At 67.0% G+C, this 21443-nt stretch carries 19 protein-coding genes; 10 read left to right on the forward strand and 9 right to left on the reverse strand.

Going from position 1 to position 21443, the window contains the following annotated elements; translation table 11 throughout:
- Nucleotides 1-3: 3 nt before the first annotated feature.
- Complete coding sequence (gene hrpA, locus JQX08_RS07640) at nt 4-4074, forward strand: ATP-dependent RNA helicase HrpA (protein ID WP_204915694.1); 4071 nt, start codon at nt 4-6, stop codon at nt 4072-4074.
- Nucleotides 4075-4101: 27 nt separating this feature from the next.
- Here the strand turns inward: hrpA and JQX08_RS07645 are convergent, their stop codons facing one another.
- A complete protein-coding gene (locus tag JQX08_RS07645; protein ID WP_204915695.1) occupies nt 4102-4563 on the reverse strand; it encodes a transcriptional regulator, SarA/Rot family in 462 nt (153 codons plus the stop codon).
- 178 nt (nt 4564-4741) lie between these two features.
- Nucleotides 4742-5197: an Ohr family peroxiredoxin gene (locus JQX08_RS07650; protein ID WP_204915696.1), complete on the reverse strand. Its 456-nt coding sequence runs from the start codon at nt 5195-5197 to the stop codon at nt 4742-4744.
- A 434-nt stretch (nt 5198-5631) separates the two neighbouring features.
- Between JQX08_RS07650 and katG the strand changes: the two genes are divergently transcribed.
- Nucleotides 5632-7842 (forward strand): catalase/peroxidase HPI, encoded by a 2211-nt coding sequence (gene katG / locus JQX08_RS07655; RefSeq protein ID WP_204915697.1) that lies wholly within the window; start codon nt 5632-5634, stop codon nt 7840-7842.
- A 249-nt stretch (nt 7843-8091) separates the two neighbouring features.
- The gene (locus JQX08_RS07660; protein WP_204915698.1) at nt 8092-8613 is read left to right on the forward strand and encodes a DUF3087 domain-containing protein; all 522 of its coding nucleotides are present in this window, start codon (nt 8092-8094) and stop codon (nt 8611-8613) included.
- A 22-nt stretch (nt 8614-8635) separates the two neighbouring features.
- Here JQX08_RS07660 and JQX08_RS07665 read toward each other — a convergent pair whose 3' ends face one another.
- Complete coding sequence (locus JQX08_RS07665) at nt 8636-9439, reverse strand: MBL fold metallo-hydrolase (protein ID WP_204915699.1); 804 nt, start codon at nt 9437-9439, stop codon at nt 8636-8638.
- 88 nt (nt 9440-9527) lie between these two features.
- Here JQX08_RS07665 and JQX08_RS07670 point away from each other — a divergent pair, with 88 nt between their 5' ends.
- Nucleotides 9528-10496, forward strand: coding sequence for a GlxA family transcriptional regulator (locus tag JQX08_RS07670; protein ID WP_204915700.1), 969 nt, complete (start codon nt 9528-9530; stop codon nt 10494-10496).
- Here JQX08_RS07670 and JQX08_RS07675 read toward each other — a convergent pair.
- The 3 genes from JQX08_RS07675 to JQX08_RS07685 all read right to left on the reverse strand — a co-directional run bounded on the left by JQX08_RS07675 (nt 10493) and on the right by JQX08_RS07685 (nt 12854).
- Nucleotides 10493-11935: a SulP family inorganic anion transporter gene (locus JQX08_RS07675; protein ID WP_204915701.1), complete on the reverse strand. Its 1443-nt coding sequence runs from the start codon at nt 11933-11935 to the stop codon at nt 10493-10495. The genes JQX08_RS07670 and JQX08_RS07675 overlap by 4 nt on opposite strands.
- A 100-nt stretch (nt 11936-12035) precedes the next feature.
- Nucleotides 12036-12584, reverse strand: coding sequence for a COG3904 family protein (locus JQX08_RS07680; RefSeq protein WP_204915702.1), 549 nt, complete (start codon nt 12582-12584; stop codon nt 12036-12038).
- Between the two features lie 21 nt (nt 12585-12605).
- The gene (locus tag JQX08_RS07685) at nt 12606-12854 is read right to left on the reverse strand and encodes a VF530 family protein (protein WP_204915703.1); all 249 of its coding nucleotides are present in this window, start codon (nt 12852-12854) and stop codon (nt 12606-12608) included.
- Between the two features lie 186 nt (nt 12855-13040).
- Here JQX08_RS07685 and JQX08_RS07690 point away from each other — a divergent pair, with 186 nt between their 5' ends.
- Together JQX08_RS07690 and JQX08_RS07695 are read left to right on the forward strand one after the other, a co-directional pair.
- Entirely contained in the window at nt 13041-13880 is an 840-nt protein-coding gene (locus tag JQX08_RS07690; RefSeq protein ID WP_204915704.1) for a CvfB family protein, read from the forward strand.
- A 116-nt stretch (nt 13881-13996) separates the two neighbouring features.
- Nucleotides 13997-14434: an HIT family protein gene (locus JQX08_RS07695; protein WP_204915705.1), complete on the forward strand. Its 438-nt coding sequence runs from the start codon at nt 13997-13999 to the stop codon at nt 14432-14434.
- A 75-nt stretch (nt 14435-14509) separates the two neighbouring features.
- On the opposite strand, the gene JQX08_RS07700 is transcribed toward JQX08_RS07695, so the two are convergent.
- Nucleotides 14510-14872: a hypothetical protein gene (locus JQX08_RS07700; RefSeq protein ID WP_204915706.1), complete on the reverse strand. Its 363-nt coding sequence runs from the start codon at nt 14870-14872 to the stop codon at nt 14510-14512.
- Between the two features lie 254 nt (nt 14873-15126).
- A complete protein-coding gene (gene phoA, locus JQX08_RS07705) occupies nt 15127-16560 on the reverse strand; it encodes an alkaline phosphatase (RefSeq protein ID WP_204915707.1) in 1434 nt (477 codons plus the stop codon).
- Between the two features lie 336 nt (nt 16561-16896).
- Between phoA and JQX08_RS07710 the strand changes: the two genes are divergently transcribed.
- The 4 genes from JQX08_RS07710 to JQX08_RS07725 all read left to right on the forward strand — a co-directional run bounded on the left by JQX08_RS07710 (nt 16897) and on the right by JQX08_RS07725 (nt 20646).
- Complete coding sequence (locus tag JQX08_RS07710) at nt 16897-19113, forward strand: TonB-dependent receptor (protein ID WP_204915708.1); 2217 nt, start codon at nt 16897-16899, stop codon at nt 19111-19113.
- 77 nt (nt 19114-19190) lie between these two features.
- Nucleotides 19191-19616, forward strand: a complete 426-nt coding sequence (locus JQX08_RS07715) for a 3-isopropylmalate dehydratase (protein ID WP_204915709.1) — start codon at nt 19191-19193, stop codon at nt 19614-19616.
- An 18-nt stretch (nt 19617-19634) separates the two neighbouring features.
- Complete coding sequence (locus JQX08_RS07720; RefSeq protein ID WP_204915710.1) at nt 19635-19856, forward strand: putative quorum-sensing-regulated virulence factor; 222 nt, start codon at nt 19635-19637, stop codon at nt 19854-19856.
- Between the two features lie 79 nt (nt 19857-19935).
- On the forward strand, nt 19936-20646 hold the full coding sequence (locus JQX08_RS07725) for a helix-turn-helix domain-containing protein (RefSeq protein WP_204915711.1): 711 nt from the start codon (nt 19936-19938) through the stop codon (nt 20644-20646).
- Between the two features lies 1 nt (nt 20647).
- Here the strand turns inward: JQX08_RS07725 and JQX08_RS07730 are convergent, their stop codons facing one another.
- Nucleotides 20648-21370, reverse strand: coding sequence for a substrate-binding periplasmic protein (locus JQX08_RS07730; protein WP_204915712.1), 723 nt, complete (start codon nt 21368-21370; stop codon nt 20648-20650).
- Between the last annotated feature and the right edge of the window lie 73 nt (nt 21371-21443).

Below are 21443 nucleotides of genomic sequence, written 5' to 3' on the forward strand. Positions count from 1 at the left end.
CCGATGACCGATATCGCCTCCCTCGATTCCCTGCTGAAAAACCTCGACCGTGCGCTGATCGCCGACCGTCATCGCCTGCGTCGCCAACTGCACGAGCTGCACAAGCACTCGGCGCAGCCGGACGAGGCGAAGCTGGCGCAGTGGCTGGAGCGCTTCCAGGCCTCGTGCGCCAAGGTCGAGGCGCGCCGGCAGAGCGTGCCGCCGATGCGCTACGACGATGCCCTGCCGATCGCCGCCAAGCGCGATGAGATCAAGGCCGCGCTGCAGAAGCATCAGGTGCTGGTGATTGCCGGCGAGACCGGCTCGGGCAAGACCACCCAGTTGCCGAAGATCTGCCTGGAGCTCGGCCGCGGCCAGCACGGCCTGATCGGCCACACCCAGCCGCGTCGCCTGGCGGCGCGCAGCGTCGCCACGCGGGTCGCCGAGGAGATCGGCACGCCGCTCGGTGAGCTGGTCGGCTATCAGGTGCGCTTCGAGGACCAGAGCAAGGACAGCACGCTGATCAAGCTGATGACCGACGGCATCCTGCTCGCCGAGACCCAGCACGACCGCTTCCTCGAGAAGTACGACACGATCATCGTCGACGAGGCCCACGAGCGTTCGCTGAACATCGACTTCCTGCTCGGCTACCTGAAGACCCTGCTGCCACGGCGTCCGGACCTGAAGGTGATCATCACCTCGGCGACCATCGATCTGGAGCGCTTTTCCACGCATTTCGCTGGAGCGCCAATCGTCGAAGTATCCGGTCGCACCTACCCGGTCGACACCTGGTATCGCCCGCTGGCCGCCGAGGTGGACGAGGAGGGCGAGCGCCTGCTCGACGACCTCACCGTCGACCAGGGCATTCTCGCCGCGCTGGATGAGATCGCGGCGTTCGAGCGCAGCGAGGGCAAGCGCCCCGGCGATGTGCTGGTGTTCCTGCCCGGCGAGCGGGAGATTCGCGACGCCGCCGAAGTGCTGCGCAAGGCCAACCTGAAATTCACCGAGGTGCTGCCGCTGTACGCACGGCTGACCCCGGCCGAGCAGCAGAAGATTTTCGCGCCGATGGCCGGGCGCAAGATCGTCCTCGCCACCAACGTCGCCGAGACCTCGCTGACCGTGCCCGGCATCCGCTACGTGATCGACAGCGGCACCGCGCGGATCAGCCGCTACAGCTACCGCGCCAAGGTCCAGCGGCTGCCCATCGAGGCGGTCTCGCAGGCCAGCGCCAACCAGCGCAAGGGCCGTTGCGGACGGGTCGAGCCGGGTATCTGCGTGCGCCTGTACAGCGAGGAGGATTTCCTCGGTCGTCCGGAGTTCACCGACCCGGAAATTCTCCGCACCAACCTCGCCGCGGTGATCCTGCAGATGCTCCATCTGCGCCTCGGCGAGATCGGCGATTTTCCGTTCATCGAGCCGCCGGATGGCAAGGCGATCAGCGACGGGTTCACCCTGTTGCAGGAGCTCTCGGCGGTCAACCGCGAGAGCCAGCTGACGCCGATTGGCCGCCAGCTGGCGCGCCTGCCGATCGACCCGCGTCTCGGTCGCATGGTTCTCGAGGCGGCCAAGCTCGGCAGCCTCGACGAGGTGCTGATCGTCGCCAGCGCGCTGTCCGTGCAGGATCCGCGCGAACGGCCGATGGAGCGCCAGCAGGCCGCCGACCAGGCGCACGCGCAGTGGAAGGATGTCGACTCGGACTTTGCCGCGCTGATCAACCTGTGGCGCGGCTTCGAGGAGAAACGCCAGGAGCTGGGCAGCAACCCGCTGCGCAACTGGTGCAAGAAGAACTTCCTCAACTACCTGCGCCTGCGCGAATGGCGCGACGCGCACCGCCAGCTGGTGCTGATTGCCCGCGAGCTGCAGCTGTCGGGCGGCAGGAAGGCGGATGGCAGCGGCCATCCCCGCGACAAGGGCGACCGCTCCGCGAAGCCAGGCCAGACGGTCCAGGCCGCGCAGCAGGCCAAGCCGACCACCGACACCAAGGTCAACGTCATCGTCCGCGAGCAGGCCGAGGCCAGCGAGGCCGCGCAGCGTGCCAAGAGCTATGTCGCGGTGCACAAGGCGATCCTCAGCGGCTTGCTCAGCCAGATCGGCCAGAAGACCGAAGACGGCGACTACCTCGGCGCCCGCCAGCGGCGCTTCTGGCTGCACCCGTCCAGCGTGATCGGCCGCAAGCGCCCACAGTGGGTGATGGCCGCCGAGCTGGTGGAGACCACCAAGCTGTTCGCGCGGATGGTCGCCAAGATCGAGCCGGACTGGCTGGAGCCGCTGGCCGAGCACCTGGTCAAGCGCAACTACCTGGAACCGCACTGGGAGAAGAAGCGCGGCCAGGTGGTGGCCTTCGAGCAGGTCACCCTGTACGGGCTGATCGTGGTCGGCCGCCGCGCCGTGCATTACGGTCCGCAGGACCCGGTGGTGGCGCGCGAACTGTTTATCCGCGAGGGCCTGGTGCGTGGCGAGATCAACAGCCGCGCCAAGTGCCTGAGCGCCAACCGCCAGCTGCTCGAGCGCCTCGACGAGCTGGAAGCCAAGGCGCGCCGCCGCGACATCCTCGCCGACGAGGAAACCCTGTTCGCCATCTACGACGCGCGCCTGCCGGCGGACATCTACCAGACCGCCAGCTTCGAGAGCTGGTACAAGCGCGAGGGCGAGCAGCAGCCGCAGCTGCTGATCATGCGCGAGGAAGACGTCCTCGCCCGCGACGCCAAGGAAGTCACCGCCGCGCAGTACCCGGACAGCCTGCGCCTCGGCGAGCTGCAACTGCCGCTGAGCTACCACTTCGAGCCCAACCACCCGCGCGACGGCGTGACCATGCGCGTGCCGGCGCCGCTGCTGCCGCAATTGCCGGCCGAGCGCCTGCAGTGGCTGGTGCCCGGCCTGCTGGAAGCCAAGTGCGTGGCGCTGGTGCGCAACCTGCCCAAGGCGCTGCGCAAGAACTTCGTGCCGGTGCCGGACTTCGTCGGCGCCGCGCTGGCCAAGATCACCTTCGGCGAGGGCGCGCTGAGCGAGGCACTGGGCCGCGAGCTGCAGCGCATGACCGGCGCACGGGTGGCGGAGGAGGCCTGGGCCGAGGCCGAAGTGCAGCTGGAAAACCACCTGAAGATGAACCTTGAAGTGGTCGACGCGCGCGGCAAGTTCCTTGGCGAAGGCCGCGACCTCGCCGAGCTCACCGCACGCTTCAACGAGGCCAGCCAGGCTGCCTTGGCGATTCCGCAGCAGGCCAAGGAACAGAAAGCGGTGGAAGCCAAGGGCTTCGCCCAGGTCGCCGAGAAGACCCAGCAGAAGATCGCCGGACTCTCCATGACCGTGTTCCCGGCGCTGGTGGAGGAGGGCGGAGTGGTCAAGGAGGGGCGCTTCCCGACCCAGGCCGAAGCCGACTTCCAGCACCGCCGCGCGCTGCAGCGCCTGTTGCTGCAACAGCTCGGCGAACAGGCCAAGTTCCTGCGCGGCAAGCTGCCGGGGCTCACCGAGCTCGGCCTGCTGTACCGCGACCTGGGCCGCGTCGAGGCGCTGGTCGAGGACATCCTCCTCGCCAGCCTGGACAGCTGCATCCTCGACGGCGTCGCGCCGCTGCCACGCGACGGCGCTGCGCTGGCGACCCTCGCCGAACAGAAGCGCGGCGACTGGACCGCCCACGCCGAGCGCCTGGCCAAGCTGGTGCTGGACATCCTCAAGCTTGCCCACGGCCTGCAGAAGCGCTTCAAGGGCAAGATCGACCTGGCCCAGGCCATGGCGCTCAACGACATCAAGCAGCAGCTCGCCAACCTGGTCTATCCGGGCTTCGTCCGGGAAACCCCCGGCGAGTGGCTGAAGGAAGTGCCGCGCTACCTGAAGGCCATCGACCAGCGCCTCGACAAGGTCGGCGCCCAGCTGCAGCGCGACCGCGTGTGGACCGGCGAACTCACCGGCTATTGGGAGCAGTACAAGGCGCGCGCCGCCAAGCATGCCCAGGAGGGCAAGCGCGCCGCGGAGCTGGTGCTGTATCGCTGGATGCTCGAGGAATACCGCGTATCGCTGTTCGCCCAGCAACTGGGCACCAAGCTGGCGGTGTCGGACAAGCGGATGAGCAAGCAGTGGAGCAGCGTCGAGGCCTGACGCTGTAGCTGCGGCGCGCTGGCGTGCTTACTCCGCCGACTTCGTCGAGCGGATGAGGTTGTTGCGCAGCGCGACGATGGCCTTCTGCATCTGCCCAAACTCCTCCGGCGCCAGGCCTGTGGCGTCGGCGAGGCTCAGCTCCGGATGGCCTTCGCGTAGCTGCCGACCACTCTTGGTCAGGTTGATGCGCACCTGACGCTCGTCCGCCGGGTCGCGCTGGCGTTCCAGATAACCCATCGCCTCGAGCTTCTTGAGGATCGGCGTGAGGGTGTTCGATTCGAGAAACAGCTTTTCGCCCAGGCTGCCCACGGTCTGGTTGTCCGTCTCCCACAGCGCCACGATGGTGATGAACTGCGTGTAGGTCAGGCCGAGCCGCTCAAGCATCGGCTTGTAGGCCTTGCCGAAGGCGAGGTTCGCGGAATAGACCGCAAAACACAGGAAGTCGGCGAGCTTGAGAGGCTCGGGTGCGTCCTTGTCGGTGGCTTTCACGGGCTGGCTCCTAGCGATGGCAAAGCGGGGAATATACCTCGCATGCGATTGTGTCGGAATGCTGCGGCCTGCGCGACGGCGCCCCACCGCGGTTTTCACACCGGGATGGGGCGGGCGCTTGCGAAAGTGGCCACGAGACCGCTGCGACGGCGAGCGTCGCACCGGCCGCGCGGGTCGATCACGCGGTGAGGACGTTCAGTGCCACCTCGATGTTGCCGCGGGTGGCTTTCGAGTAGGGGCAGATTTCATCGGCGGCGTGGGCCAGGTTGGTCGCTACGTCATGGGTCAGGCCCGGTGCGCGCAGCGTAAGGCGCGCCTGGAGGAAATAGGCCGAGCCGGTCTGGCCCAGGTCAACTTCGATGTCCACCGCCAGATCGGCCGGCAGGGTCAGCTTCATCTGCTTGGCCACCAGGCCGACGGCGGCGATGTAGCAGGCCGACCAGGCGCCGGCGAACAGTTGCTCCGCAGTCGGGTGCGGCTGGACGGCGGAGAACACATGCAGTGGCTCGGCACCCAGGGAGGGCGAGGAGAGCTGGATGTCCAGGCTGCCGTCGTGGCCACGGGCGGTGATGCCGGCGCTGCTGGCGGTGGTGTGGGTTTTGCCGGTTACCAGGACTTTTTCGATCTTGCTCATGGGACGAATTCTCACAGTGGGGTAGGTCATATCTTGTGTTCGCATACGACTAGATCGCATGCGATGTAAATAGATTCCCGGAAACGCCACCGCACGTCAAGGGCAGGGGCGACCTCCTGTCGGGTTGTGTACGAACCCGTGCGGCGACGATCAACCGGTCGGTCCATCGTTCTGATTGCATGGGGCGTCAGCACGCGGGATGTGTTAGGACCGGGCCTCGCCACGCCGCGCAACATCGTGCGGGCATTACGGCTGACGCTTCTCAAGCCCGCGGCAGGCGCCTGCCTCCCCTGCTCAGGGGCGCGCTGTTACATGGCCTTCACATGCCCTGGCTACTATCAGGTTCATTTCCAAAACCTATTTGTACGGTCCGTCCCCAGCGTCCAAGCTGGATTGAGTCGTAAGGTGAACTACAAGAACGAGAGGAGATAACCATGACCGCTGAATCATGCCCATTCTCGGGCGCTCACAAGCGCAACCTGGCTGGTGGCGCGAGCACCAACTGGTGGCCCGAAGCGCTGAACCTGAAGGTGCTGCATATGCACTCACCATTGGCCAGCCCAATGGAAAAAGGCTTCGACTACGCCAAAGAATTCAACTCGCTCGACCTGGACGCCGTGATCCAGGACTTGCACGCGGTGATGACTGACTCGCAACCCTGGTGGCCGGCCGACTACGGTCACTACGGGCCACTGTTCATCCGCATGGCCTGGCACAGCGCCGGTACCTACCGGGTCTCTGACGGTCGCGGCGGTGCTGGGGCCGGCGAGCAGCGCTTTGCGCCGCTGAACAGCTGGCCGGACAACGGCAACCTCGACAAGGCGCGCCGCCTGCTGTGGCCGGTCAAGCAGAAGTACGGCCGCAAACTCTCCTGGGCCGACCTGATGATCCTCGCCGGTAACGTTGCGCTCGAGTCGATGGGCTTCAAGACCTTCGGCTTCGGCGGTGGTCGGCCGGATATCTGGGAGCCGCAGGACGACGTGTACTGGGGTGGGGAAACCGAATGGCTGGCGACCAGTGACAAACCCAACAGCCGTTATTCCGGCGACCGACAACTGGAAAACCCGCTGGCCGCCGTGCAGATGGGCCTGATCTACGTGAACCCCGAAGGCCCGGACGGCAATCCCGACCCGATCGGCTCGGGGCGCGACGTGCGCGAGACCTTCAAGCGCATGGCCATGAACGATGAAGAAACCGTCGCCCTCACCGCCGGTGGCCACACCTTCGGCAAGGCACATGGCGCCGGCCCCGCGACCCACGTCGGGCGCGAGCCGGAAGGCGCCGAGATCGAAGACCTCGGCCTCGGCTGGAAGAGCAGCTACGAGAGTGGCATGGGCGCCCACGCGATCACCAGCGGCATCGAGGGCGCCTGGACGCCGACGCCGACCACCTGGGACCACAGCTACTTCGAGACGCTGTTCGGTCACGAGTGGGAGTTGACCAAGAGTCCGGCCGGCGCCAACCAGTGGAAGCCCAAGGACCCGGCAGCGGAGAACCTGGTGCCGGACGCGCACATTCCCGGCAAGCGCCACGCGCCGATGATGACTACCGCCGACATGGCCATGCGCATGGACCCGATCTACGAGAAGATCTCCCGGCGCTTCAAGGACAACCCGGCCGAGTTCGCCGATGCGTTCGCCCGCGCCTGGTTCAAACTGACCCACCGCGACATGGGCCCGCGCAGCCGCTACCTGGGCAAGTACGTGCCCAAGGAAGAGCTGATCTGGCAAGACCCGGTGCCCGCCGTGGATCACCCGCTGGTCGACGACAAGGACATCGCGGCGCTGAAAGCCAAGGTGCTCGCCTCCGGGCTGACCATCCAGCAACTGGTCACCACTGCCTGGGCCTCGGCCTCGACCTTCCGCGGCACCGACAAGCGCGGTGGGGCAAACGGTGCGCGCATTCGCCTGGCCCCGCAGAAGGACTGGGAGGTCAACGAGCCGGCGCAACTGGCGAAGGTGCTGCAGAAGCTCGAAGCGATCCAGCAGGAGTTCAACGCGTCCGCCGCCGGTGGCAAGAAAGTCTCGCTGGCCGACCTGATCGTGCTGGCCGGCTCGGCTGCGGTCGAGGAAGCGGCGCGTAAGGGCGGGCATGACGTGAAGGTACCGTTCTCGCCGGGCCGCACCGATGCCACCCAGGAACAGACCGACGTGGAATCGTTCGCCGTGCTGGAACCGATTGCCGACGGCTTCCGCAACTACCTGCGCAAGGGCAACGAACAGCTCGCGGCCGCCTTGCTGGTCGACAAGGCCAACTTGCTGACTCTCAGCGCGCCGGAGATGACCGTGCTGGTCGGCGGGTTGCGGGCGCTGAATGCCAACGTCGGACACACCCGCCGCGAGGGCTTCACCAAGCGTCCGGAAACCCTCAGCAACGACTTCTTCCTCAGCCTGCTCGACATGAACACCAAGTGGCAGAAGTCCGCCGCCAACCCTGGCGTGCTGGAAGGGCGCGATCCGAAGAGCGGCGAGCTGAAGAGCGAGGCGACCATCGTCGACCTGGTGTTCGGCTCGAACTCGCAGCTGCGCTCTCTGGCCGAGGTGTATGCCAGCCGTGACGCGGAGAAGACCTTCGTGCGTGACTTCGTCGCCGCCTGGACCAAGGTGATGAACCTCGATCGCTTCGAACTGGCGCGAGCGGTCTGAAGCCCTCCGCAATCAGTCGCTAGCCTGTACCTGACCCGGGCGATCCGGGTCAGGTCTTTTCTTTTCAGCGGTTTGCGCTTGCCGCCATCTTCTCGGGCGCAAGGTCTCGGACAATACCGAAGCTAACCCTGGCGCTTCCGCACTTTCACTATCCTTACTAGCCGCCAACGGGCAGATTCGCCTGTCCCGTTTTGGCCAGTGGCGCTATGGTGGCGACCTTTTTATCGCCCACTCGCGAGACCTCGCCGCATGTTCGAAATCCAGCCCATCAGCCCCGAACGCTATCGCCAGCAGACCCGCCGCAGCGCCTTCGTGGTGATCGCCATCTTCCTGGTGCTGGCCATGCTCTGCGCCACCGCCAGCACCCAGCTGTTCGGCGGCGCGCCTGGCACCAACTTCAAATGGAACCTGCTTGGCGTGCTGTTGGGCATGGGCCTGACTATCGCCGTGATACGCCTGCAACTGTGGCACCGGCCGATCATGGCGGCCGCCGCCTATGGCTGGCGGCTCAAGCGCAGCCTGATGCGCATCACCAATGTCATGCATCTGGTGAAGGCTGGCGTCGCCGCCGGCGACAGCAATGCGATGAAGCTGCTGCGCTTCTACCACCTCGGCCTGACCCAGATGCATCAGCTCGACGGCAACTCCAGCGAGCTCAGCCAGCAGGTGCGCGAGATCGATGCGCACCGCGAGGCGATGCTGCTGCGCGGTCTCGACGTCGAACAGAACCGCTTCGATCCGGCCTGGCTGGACGCCCTGCAGCGCCGTTAGGCGGAGAGGGCGCGCGGCTGACTCACCCCGCGTGGCGACGCGCCACCGGCACCTCGAAGCTCAGCGTTTCACCGTCCGCCGGAATGCGCAGACGCTGCGCGACACCGGCTCGGCGCGCGGCTTCAGCGAGTGCGGCACGGCTCACCGGGCAGTGGCTGATGGCCTCCAGGTGATTGGCCACCACAGTGCCGCGCGACAGGCGGACGAACTCGATGACCTCGTCGATACCCATGATGATGTCGCCGCCCAGGTCGAAACGCGCGCCGCCAGCCGGCACCACGCTGACGTCGGGCTGGTGCCGCGAGACGAACTCGCGAATCGTCGGCGTCAGCACGGTATCGCCGGCCAGGTACAGGCTCGGCGCGTCAGGCAGCTCGATCAGATAGCCGACACCGTGCTCCATCAGCCGGCCAACCACGCCGTAGCCATGGGTGCAGCGCACCGTGCGAATACGGCCGCCGAGAAACTCACCCGGTTGCGTGTGGTCCGCGCCGAGCGGCAGGACGTTCAGGCCGAGCCGGGCGAGGTGCGGCGCATCGTGAGGTGTACAGATCACCGGCAGCTGCTTGCTCCGCAGCCAGCGGATGGCCGCGCGATCGAGGTGGTCGAAGTGGCCCTTCTGGCAATGGGTAATCAGGCAATGGGTGACACCCTCGAGCGCCGCGTCGGCTTCGGCGGGAAGCTCGACCAGCGGATTGCGTTGCCGCGCGCCAAACAGGCGCAGCGGCGGCAGTGCATCCTTGCGCGCCAGCATCGGGTCGACGAGGACGCGGTGCGGGCCCAGTTCGAGAATGAGTGTGGCATTGCGGATCTGCTGAATGTTCATCGGAAGCCCTCTGAGTGAGTGCCCATGGTGCGGACCCGCGCGCCTGGCCATAATGGCAGGATCAGACATATTTGATTCGGATTAAGCCATGGCTGCTCCCTTGCGCATCGGTTTGCTGCTGTACCCCGACTGCATGCCTGCGGGCCTGTTCGCCTTCGCCGACCTGCTGCATGCCAGCAATCGGCGCGTCGGCCGTACGCTATTCGAGGCCCGCCATGTCGCCCTGCACGCGGGGCCGGTTGCCTGTGCCCACGGGGTGAGCTTGCTGGCCACCGACAGTCTCGAGCGCGTCGAACTCGACGCCTTGTTGGTGCCCGGTTTCTGGGCGGAGTCGGCGCCGCAGGTGGACGCGCTGCTCGACGCGCACCTGGCGCTGGTGCGCGCCCTGGCGGAGGCTGGCAAGCGCCTGCAGCTGTGGAGTTACTGCACTGGTGTCTGCCTGCTCGCGGCAGCCGGTCGGTTGAACGGCCAACCGGCCACGGTGACCTGGTGGCTCGCGGAAACCATGCGCCAGCGCCACGCGAAGGTGCACTGGCAGAGCGAGCAGAACTGCATTTTCAACGCCAAGACCGCCACGGCCTCGGGGGTGAACGGCTACCTGCCGATTGCCCAGGCGCTGATCGAGCGACGGGTCAGCGCCGCGATCTTTCGCGATCTCACCCGGCTGATGGTGCTGCCGCGACCAGCGTTGCCGCACGCCGCGTTTCAGGGCGCGAGCCTGATGGAACAGTCCGGCACGCTGCTGCGCCAGTTGCATGCCTTGATCGAGCAGCTACCCGCCGAGCAGATCCGCGTGGCGGTGCTGGCGAGCCGGCTCGGCATCTCCGAACGCACCCTGGCGCGGCGGGTCAGCAGCGAAACCGGCCGGCCGCTCGCGACCTTTGCCCGACGGGTCAAACTGAACCAGGTGAGCGAACGTCTGACCCTGACGGCGCTGCCCGTCAGCAGCATCAGCGCCGAGCTGGGTTTCAGCAGCGATTCCAACCTGCGGCGCATGTTCAAGGAGCTGACCGGGCTGACGCCGGCGGAGTACCGGCAGAAGTTCGCCCGGCTCTAGTGCTGGATGCCCGCGCGCTTGAGCAGTTGCTTGCAGCGTTCCGACAGGTGCACCACGCGCAGCTGCTTGCCGGCCAGGGCGTAGCGCTCGCGCAGGGTTTTCAGCGCGGCGATCGCCGAGTAGTCGACGAAGCTCAGGTGGCGACAATCGAGGGTCACCTGGGCGGGGTCGTCGGCCACCTCGAAGTGGCTGAGAAACGGGGCGGTGGACGCGAAGAACAGCGTGCCGTGCAGGCGGTACAGCTTGCTGCCGTCGGCCTGCAGGTCGCTGTCGGCGTACAGCTCGCGGGCGTGCTGCCAGGCGAAGTTCAGCGCGGCGATGACGATGCCGCAGAGCACCGCGGTGGCGAGGTCGGTGAACACGGTGATGATCGTTACTGCGCCGATCACCAGCGCGTCATGGGTCGGCACCTTGCCGACCACCCGCAGCGAGGCCCAGGCAAAGGTCTGCTGGGCGACCACGAACATCACCCCAACCAGCGCGGCGAGCGGGATGCGCTCGATCAGCGGCGACAAGAACAGCACGAACAGCAGGATCATCACCCCGCTGACCACCCCGGAGAGCCGCCCGCGACCGCCTGAGCTGAGGTTGATCATGGTCTGGCCGATCATCGCGCAGCCGCCCATGCCGCCGCACAGCCCGGAGGCAATGTTCGCCGCGCCGAGCGCCACGCACTCGCGGTTGGTGTGGCCACGGCTCTGGGTGATTTCGTCGGTGAGGTTGAGGGTCAGCAGGGTTTCCAGCAGGCCGACCAGGGCCATCAGCACGGCATAGGGGGCAATGATGCGCAGCGTGTCGAGGCTCCACGGGATGTCCGGCAGGGCAAGACTCGGCAGACCACCGGCGATGTGCGCCATGTCGCCGAGGGTGCGGGTCGGCAGCTCGAGGCCGTAGGTGAGCAGGCCGACGCCAAGGATCGCCACCAGCGCTGGCGGCACCGCGCGGGTCAGACGCGGCAGCAGGTACACGACGGCCATGGTCAGCGCGACCAGGCCGAGCATCCAGTACAGCGGCGTGCCGGCGAGCCAGGCGTCGCCCTGCTTGAAATGTTCGAGCTGGGCGAGGGCAATGACAATGGCCAGGCCGTTGACGAAACCGAGCATCACCGGGTGCGGCACCATGCGCACCAGTTTGCCCAGGCGCAGCGCACCGAACGCGATCATCAGCAGGCCGCCGAGCAGCACCGTGGCGAGCAGGTACTGCGCGCCGTGCTGCACCACCAGGGCGACGATCACCACCGCCATCGAGCCGGCCGCGCCGGAGATCATCCCCGGCCGACCGCCGAACAGCGCGGTCAGCGTGCAGATGATGAAGGCGCCGTACAGGCCCATCAGCGGATTGAGGTGGGCGACCAGGGCGAAGGCGATGCACTCGGGAACCAGGGCGAAGGACGTGGTGAGTCCGGCCAGGACATCGGCGCGTAGACGGGCGAGTTTCATGCTGTTCCTGTGGCGGCAGCGTGGTGCGCCGCGCTCGGCGGGATCGAAGGGGCGGCAATACTAGGGGAAGCGGGCGCTGCGAGCCAATCCGCGGGTCGGCTCAGTTGAGCCGGTAGCGGGTCAGGTCGGCCTGCGACAGTGCGCGCATGTTCTGCGGTGCGATCTGCTGCATGTCCTGCGCCAGGCTCGGCGCCACGCCCATCTCACGCAGGTAGCGGCTCGCGTCGCCGCCGCCGGCGAGGTCGCGTGCCGAATCGCCGCCCGGGAAATACGGACGGTGCAGGCCGACCGGGCCGCGCGCGGTGCGCTTCTTGCCGGCGGCGAGCAGGTAGATGCAGCTGCCCTGGCAGATGCCGTCTTCCGGCACCAGTGCATCGAAGCTGTACTCGCGCAGCAGGCGGCCCATGCGCGTGGCCTCGGCGACGCTGCCGCCGATGGTGTCGAGCAGCAGGACCTTGCGCGCGAACTTGCCGGGGTTGGCGCGCAGGCCCTTGAGCAGGGCTTCGTAGTCGCCGGGGGCGATGTCTTCGGAGACCTTGACCGCCAGCACCGGGCCGAGACGCGCGTGCTGGACGGCTTGGACTTCCACCTTGGCCTGCGCGGCGAAGGACAACGAGATCAGCAGGGCGAGGCTCAGGCGACGATACATGGGGCGGCGTTCCAGGGAGGGTCAGGGCGTGGCAGGTTTGCTGGCGAGTTTCGGTGCGACCTTGGCGACGTACAGGCCTTCGACCTTTTCCCGCGCCCATTGGGTCTTGCGCAGGAACTTCAGGCTCGACTCGACGCTCGGCTCGCTCTGGAAGCAGCGGATCGGGATCAGCTCGCCGAGGCGCTCCCAGCCGTAGTGGGCAACCAGGGCTTCGACGATGGCCTTGAGGGTGATGCCGTGCAGCGGGTCTTTCGGGCGGGGGCTGGTCATCGGTCGGGCTCGGGCAAGGGACAGGCGATTATTCACCAAATGGCTGCGGCCAGACAGTTGTCATCCATCGCCAGTTGCGGTCCGCGTGCAGTCAGCGTCTCGCAGTGCGCTGTTCGTGTCGTGTTTGCCGGCGTGGCGAGGGCCGATCTCGGCTAGAATCCCCACCTCGCAACGAGGTGATCGATTATGGCTTTAGTGGGGCGTTACAACAGTTTGCAGGTGGTCAAAGAGGCCGATTTCGGCTTGTACCTGGATGGCGGGCCGGACGGCGAGATCCTGCTGCCCAACCGGTATGTGCCCAAGGACGTGCCGAGCGAGGTCGAGGACTGGCTGAACGTGTTCGTCTACCTCGACAGCGACGACCGCCTGATCGCCACCACCGAACAGCCCAAGGTGCAGGTCGGCGAGTTCGCCAGCCTCAAGGTCGCGGAGATCAACAACTTCGGCATCTTCCTCGACTGGGGCCTGCCCAAGGACCTGCTGCTGCCGTTCTCCGAAGAGAAGCGCGAGCTGAAGGTCGGCGACTACTGCGTGGTGCACGTCTACCTGGACAAGCACACCAAGCGCATCGTCGCCACCGCGCGGCTGGACCGTTACCTGGACAAGACCCCGCACAGCTACAAGGTCGGTCAGGCGGTGGAGTTCCTCGCTGCCGAGCGCTCGCCGATGGGCGTCAAGGTGATCCTCGACAACCAGCACTGGGCGCTGGTGCACAAGAACGAGATGTTCAAGCCGCTGCGCCTGGGCTTCCGTGGCCAGGGCTACATCCGCGAGGTTCGCGCCGACGGCAAGATCAGCCTGAGCCTGCAGCCGGTCGGGCGCCAGGCCGCGGACGCGCTGAGCGAGAGCATTCTCCAGCAGCTGCGCGACAACCACGGGGTGCTGTTCGTCAGCGACAAGAGCGAGCCGGCGGAGATCAGCCACCGCTTCGGGGTCAGCAAGGGCAACTTCAAGAAGGCTATCGGCGGCCTGTTCAAGCAGGGCCTGATCGTCATTCACGCCGATCGCATCGAACTGGTGGAGTAGCGCAAGGGCTTGGTTCCGCGGCCGGCAGGCGCTCTGTTCCGCCACGCCGGCGTTTTCCCCGCCGGCGGAAGCCGGTATGGTTTGCCCCCTCGATCACCCGGAAGTGGAGTCCTTTCATGAGCCTGCACGGCGACTACGATTCGCAGAACATCTTCGCCCAGATCATTCGCGGCGATGCCCCTTGCTACAAGCTGTATGAAGACGACGACGTGCTGGCCTTTCTCGACCTGTTCCCGCAGTCCTACGGCCACACCCTGGTGATCCCCAAGCGCGCCGAGGCACGCAACCTGCTGGAGATCGACGCGGATAACCTGAGCAAGATGATGCTCGCGGTGCAGAAGCTCACCCAGGTGATCGTCGACGAGCTGCAGCCCGACGGCGTGCAGGTGGCGCAGTTCAACGGCGCACCGGCCGGGCAGACGGTGTTCCACATACACGTGCACATCATCCCGCGCATGGCCGGCGAGAAACTCGGCATTCACGCCACCAACCGCGCCGATGCCGGCGAACTGGAGCAGCTCCAGGCGCGCCTGGTCAAACGCATCCAGGGCTGAGCCTGATACGCGCGCTGGCGCGGAGTTGCCGAGCAAGGGCGTGCCGACATCCGGCACGCCCTTTTTCATGCCCGGCTAACCGGGGCGTTCGTCTTCGGCGGTGCAGAACAGCCGGGCGTCGGTGTCGCGGCCGATCGGGCGGCTGTCGACCAGCAGGGTCGCGGTATCACCCGGTGGCAGCGTCAGGCTGCGGCCCAGCGGCCGCATGGCATCGGCCAGTCCCGGTTGCACCCGGCACTCGACGGTCTGCCCGCTCTGGTTGGTGACGCGCAGGATCTGGCTGGCGCCGCGGCTGATGGCGGAGCCTTCCACCGCGTGGATCGGCGCGGCGCCGAGCAGGGTGGTGATGGCCAGGCCGTTGAGGTCCTGTTGCAGTTCGGCGGCGGCCATCAGCGGCAAGCAGGCGAGCAGCCCGCTCGGGAGCAGCAGTGTGTTCATCGGATACCTCCGGGGCCTCTAGCGGGTCTAGAGGGGCGCCGTGGGCGGCGAGTCGCGACGACGTCGCCGGCGGAATCGTCCGCTCCGGGGAGGGCTCGGGGCGGCGGCACATCGAGCGCGCGAGGCAATGGCAGGGGGCGGAGCATCCGCCGGGCTCGGCGATCTGTGTTGAGTCTAGGTGAGCTGCGCTGCAGCAACTCGCCGCGCATCGGCGCGCCGCCCGCTTTGTGGGGAGCGGGCGGCACGCGGTCCGTTTACTTCAGGTCCAGCGCATTGACGATGGTGAAGAACAGGTCGGTCTGGTCGGTCAGGCCGGTGACGTTGGCCGCGCGCGGGCCATAGGCGGCGATGCGCAGCTGGCTGCCGGTGTGTTCCTGCGAGTCGCCTTCCGAGGTGCCGTAGCTGACCGCCATCGGCGCGCCGTCCTTGGTGGTGAGCAGCTGTGTCAGGCCGGGCGCCGAAGTTTCCGGGGCGACGATCTGGCTGGTGTGGGCGTGGTCGGCGGTGACAATGACCAGCGTGTGGCCATCGGCCTTGGCGAAGGCCAGGGCCTTCTGCACGGCTTCGTCGAGGTCGACGGTCTCACCGATCTGCCCGCACGGGTTGGCGGCGTGGTCCTGCTTGTCGATCGAGGCGCCTTCGACCTGCAGGAAGAAACCGTTGCGGTTGTCCTTCAGCAACTCGATGGCCTTGCCGGTCATCTCGGCCAGGCTCGGCAGGCTGCTGACCCGCTCCGGATTGGGCTGGCAGGTCACCGCAGGCTGGTTGAGGTTGCCGTGGTAGCTGGCCTTCGGGCCCAGCCAGCGCACCGGCATGTTGCCGGCGGCGAACAGGCCGAGCAGCGGCTGCTTCTGGTTGGCGCTGCGCACCTGTTTCAGCGCGTTGAGGTTCTCGACGACCTGGAAGCCGCGCGCCGTGGCCTGGTCGCGCAGGGTCTTACCGAGCCATTTGCCGGCCTTGGCGGTTTCCTTGAAGGTCGCCGCGCCGCCGCCGAGGGTCACGTCCGGACGGGTGTCGAGCAGCTGTTCGGTGATCGAGCCGCGGCCGCCGTTCTCCAAGGCGTTGCTCGGGCACTGGGCGCTGGTGGCCACCGGGCCATAGCACTTGCGGCCAGTGACGTGGGCGACCTGCACGGCCGGGGTGGCGTCCTGCAGCTCGGCGGTGGAGACGTTGCCGGTGGCCTTGCCGCGCAGCTTGGCCAGTTGCAGCAGGGTGGCGTGCGGCTGCTCGTGGATGTCCACGCCGATGGCGCCGTTGTAGGTCTTCACGCCGCTGGCCCAGGCGGTGCCGGAGGCCGCCGAGTCGGTTACGTAGTCCGGCAGGCCGGTGTCCTTGTGCAGTGCGTAGTGGGTGTACTGACCGGTGATCGGCAGGGCGTCGATGCCCTTGAAGTAGCCGCCGGCGCCCTCGGCGTAGTTGCGCGCCAGGGTGATTTCCGAATCGCCCATGCCGTCGCCGATCAGCAGGATGACGTTCTTCACCTTGCGCTCGGACAGCGAGGCACGCACGGCGTCGGTGAGATCACCGGTGACGCGCCGGGCGCCGCCGAATTCACTGAGCTCGCCGCGCGCCTGGCGGTTGAGCAGGCTCTTGCTGTCGGCGGATTTGTCGGCAAAGGCGGGCACCGCGCTGCCCAGCAGGGCGGCGGAGAGGGCGATGGAAACAGCCAGCGGGGTACGAATGGTCATGGGCGAAATCCCTGTGCAAAGGCGTTATTCGGAGTGGAATGCAGCGTTCCGGGACTACCGCCAGGCGATACCTGGCCCCAGCCGATGGGCAAGCAAGCCGAGGGTAGGCGGGCTGGGTTAAGCGGCGATGACAGGCAGATGGCGATTCGTGGTGCGCAAACTGCGCCGGCGCAGTGGCCAAAATTTGCACAGCCACCTACGCTGATGCGACTGCATCGCAAATAGGGTGGCACCGCAACAGCAAGGGGTTGCTATTTGGAGCGCCGGGTCTGACCGGAAGGCGGCGGGTCAGACAGGTGTCCGGTAACCGGCCAACTTTTCTGGCGAGGTTGCGACATGGCTAATTCCGTTCCCGTGCGTCTCAACTGGTTGGCGTTGTGCTGTTCCCTGAGCCTGGCTGCCGAGGCGGCGCCCGAGGCCGAGCGGGAAGCAGCGGAGGGGCAGGCCGGCGCCGTGGTGCTCGGCGAAACCCGCATCGAGGATCAGCGCGCCCAGAACGCCCTGCCGCCGGTCTACCAGGGCGGCCAGGTGGCCCGCGGCGGCCAGCTCGGTGTGCTGGGCAACCAGGACATCATGGATGTGCCATTCAGCATGAGCAGCTACACCGAGGCGCTGATCGAGGACCAGCAGGCCGAGGACATCGGTCAGGTGCTGCTCAACGATTCATCGGTGCGCCAGGCCTCGGGCTTCGCCAACGCCGCACAGGTCTTCGTCATTCGCGGCTTTCCGGTGAACACCGATGACATTTCCTACAACGGCCTGTACGGCGTGCTGCCGCGGCAGATCATCTCCACCGACGCGCTCGAGCGGGTCGAGGTGTTCAAGGGGCCGAATGCCTTCATCAACGGCGTGACCCCCACCGGCTCGGGCATCGGTGGCGGCATCAACCTGCAGCCCAAACGCGCCCAGGACGACCCGATTCGCCGCTTCACCCTCGACGTCAGCGGCGAAGGCCGAGTCGGCGAGCACCTCGACCTCGGCCAGCGCTTCGGCGCCGACAGCCGCTTCGGCGCGCGCCTCAACCTCGGCCAGCGCGAGGGCGAGACGGCGGTCGACGACGAGCCCCAGCGCACCAAGCTGTTCGCCATCGGCCTGGATTACCGCGGCGATGCGTTCCGCTGGTCCGGCGATTTCGCCTACCAGAAGCAGCGCGTCAACGGCGGGCGCAACATCGTCCAGCTCGGTGCCGGGCTGACCTCGATTCCCGACGCCCCGGACGCCGACACCAACTACGCGCCGGACTGGAACTTCACCGAGCTGGAAGACACCTTTGGCATGTCGCGCATCGAGTACGACCTCAATGACGACTGGACCCTGTACGCCGCGGGTGGCGCCAAGCACACTCGCGAAGTCGGCCGCTACACCACCGTGCGCCTGCTCGACGAGGCCGGCACCACCGCGGTGTCCGGCTCGTTCATTCCCCACGACGAGGACAACACCTCGGTGATGGCCGGGCTCAACGGCGAGGCCTGGACCGGGCCGGTCAGTCACAAGATCAACCTCGGCCTGGCCGGTATCTGGGCGCAGCAGAAGAACGCCTTCGACTTCGACCTCAGTACCCGGCCGAGCAACCTCTACGACCCGGTCGACGTGGCGCCGCCCAACCTGCCGGGCACCTTCCGCGGCGGCGACGACCATGATCCGGCGGTGACCGGCAAGACCACCACACGCAGCGCGGCGATTTCCGACACCCTCGGCTTCAGCGACGATCGCCTGCTGGTGACCATCGGCCTGCGTCGCCAGTCGCTGCTGGTGCAGGGCTACAACTACGACGGCTTCAACGGCGTGCGGGTGCCGGGCTTCGACGGTGCGCGCAACGCCAAGTACGACGAGTCGATCACCACCCCGGTGTACGGCATCGTCCTCAAACCCTGGGAGCACGTGGCGTTCTACATCAACCGCATCGAGGGTCTGGCCCAGGGGCCGACTGCGCCGGCCAACACGGTCAACGTCGGCGAGGTGTTCTCGCCGGCGCGCACCAAGCAGATCGAGGCCGGAGTCAAGGTCGATATGGGCAGCTACGGCGCGACGCTCGGGGTGTACCGCATCGAGCAGCCGGCCGATGGCTTCACCAATGCCGACAACGTGTTCGTCCGCGACGGCCAGCAGGTCAACAAGGGCGTCGAGCTGAATCTGTTCGGTGAGCCGCTCAACGGCCTGCGCCTGATCGGCGGGGTGACGGTGATGGACACCGAGCTGGAGGACACCGAGGACGGCCTCAACGACGGCAACGACGCGATCGGCGTGCCGAGCTTCCAGTTCAACGCCTCGGCCGACTGGGACGTGCCCGGCCTCGACGGCCTGGCGCTCAACGCACGCATGCTGCGCACCGGCGGCCAGGAGGTGAATGCCGCCAACACCCTGAGCATCCCAACCTGGAACCGCTTCGACGTCGGCGCGCGCTACAGCTTCCAGGCCGCGGCGCGCGACGTCACGGTACGCCTCAACGTGGAGAACCTGACTGACGAGGAATACTGGGCCTCGTCGTTCGGCGGCTACCTGACCCAGGGCGAGCCGCGCCTGATCAAGCTGTCCGGCACCCTGGAGTTCTGAAGCGCGTGCGCCGGCAAACTTGAGCGATGGGCAGGTATCTCCAATACTGCCTGGACCCATCGCCCAAGGAGCTGGACATGCGATCGATCGTTACCCTCTTGTCTTTGACGTTGCTGGCCGGCTGTTCGTCGTACCGCGCCGACCCGGATCGCGTGCAAGCCGTGCCGAGCGAGCGGCTGCTGGCCTTCCAGCAGAGCGAGGCGGCAGGCGGCGAGATCGTCGTCAACCGCGACCTCGGCTTCCTCGGCGGCGGCTGCTACGTCGAGGTGCGCGTCGACCGGCAGCTGGCGGCGCGCATCGGCGTCGGCGAAGTCGCCACCTTCCAGGTGCCGGCGGGTGATCGGATCGTCGGCATCGCCGCCGATGCCCAGGACGAAACCTTGTGTGGCAAGGGCCGACTGAACCGCGAGCTGGCGGTGCAGGTGGCGGCGGGGGAGAATTACCGCTTCCGTATCGTCAGCGAGAACACCGGCGGCTTCGCCATTCGCCCGGATACGCCCTGACCTGCCGCGAGACCCGTTGTGAAGCCTGAAGACCTGCAATTGCTGCTGACCCGCGCCATGCCGTTCGGCAAGTACAAGGGGCGGCTGATCGCCGACCTGCCCGCCAACTACCTCGGCTGGTTCGCCCGCGAAGGCTTTCCCGCGGGCGAGTTGGGCCGCCTGCTGGCGCTGATGCATGAGATCGACCACAACGGCCTGGGCGCCTTGCTCGAGCCGTTGCGCCAGCGCCCGCGCGGGTGATCTGCGGCAGCAGTTGCTAAGGTCATAGCAGAAGCGTCGCACCGGGACCGTGCGCGCGCACGCTCTCTGGGGGAGCCTGATGAACCACGTGACCACGCCGGAACCCTATTGCCGCAACTGCCGCCTGGCCCCGCCATCGCTCGGCGAGGACCGTTTCCACGAACTCGAAGCGATCATCAAACCCGGGCGTTTGCTCAACGCCGGCGAGTACCTGTTTCGCCAGGGCGACCCGTTCGACAGCGTGTTCCTGGTGCGCTCCGGCTCGGTGAAGACCTTCGCCACCAGTGAACAGGGCCTGGAGAAGATCACCGGTTTCTACTTTCCCACGGAAATCTTCGGCTTCTCCGGCATCGGCGAAGGGCACTTTCCGGTGTCCGCCCAGGCGCTGGAGAAAACCCTGTGCAGCCGCATTCCGTTCGACGAGCTGGAGCGACTGTCCGAGCGCACGCCGGGTCTGGCGCACCAGATGATGCTGCTGATGAGTCAGAAGATTCGTGAGGACCAGCAGATGAAGCTGCTGCTGTCGCGGCTCAATGCCGATTCGCGGATCGCCGCGTTCCTGCTCAACCTGTCCGCGCACTTTCGCGAGCGCGGCTTCTCCGCGCTGCGCTTTCGCCTGAGCATGTCGCGGCACGACATCGCCGATTACCTGGGCCTGGCGGTGGAAACCGTTTCGCGCAGCTTCTCGCGCCTGCAGAAGCAGGGCCTGCTGCGCATCGAGCGGCGGGAGACCGAGATTCTCGATTTCACCGCGCTGTGCATGCTGGCCGGCGGCGAGCTGGACCTGTAGTTCAGCGGTAGCGGGCCAGGATGGCGTCGAACTCGCCGTCCTGCTTCATCCGCACCAGCGCGCGTAGCAGTGCCATGGTCGGCACATCCGGCTCGTCGCGCACGATGCAGGCGACCAGGTCCTCGGAAATCTGCTCTACCGCGTACAGCGGCTCGCTGGACGGCCGCTGGCGGTTGTACCAGGCCAGCGCCAGCTCGTTGCTCACCGCGTAGTGATTGCGCCCGGCGCTCAACTTGCTCAGCGTCAGCAGCTGGGTGCGTGCGTCGTCGCGCTGCAGCTGGCCGCTGGCGAACAGCGGCTCCAGGCGCGGGTAGCTGAAGCCGAGCACGGTGCCGATCACCTCATCGTGCAGCTGTTCCGGGCGCACCTGGGTCGGCGTCGGCGCCACCAGCATGTCGCGGTGCATCATGAACGGCACGCTCCAGATGTACTGGTAGTGCGACTCGCGCAACCAGTCCGGGTTGACGTAGCAGCGCACGTCGATCTCGCCGCGCGCGAGCATCTGCTGCACGCGCTTGCGCGGCCTGACCAGCTGCTCGGCCTGGCGGCCGACCTTCTGCGCCAGGCGCGTCTGCAGGTCGTAGAGAATGCCGCCAGTGGCCCGGCCGTCTTCGATGCGCACCATCGGCATCGCCCAGCTGTCGCTGATCGAGAAGCGCAGCGGACGCTGCTCGGCCATGACAGTCCCGGTCAACAGCAACAGCGCAATGAGCAGAAAGGGCATGCGGATTCCGTTCGACCGAGAGCGGCTGCCGGCGCCGGCAGGAGAAGGCGGCCCGTTGGAATGCGCCGGGCCA

The sequence above is a fragment of the Zestomonas insulae genome, assembly GCF_016901015.1.
GTDB lineage: Bacteria > Pseudomonadota > Gammaproteobacteria > Pseudomonadales > Pseudomonadaceae > Aquipseudomonas > Aquipseudomonas insulae.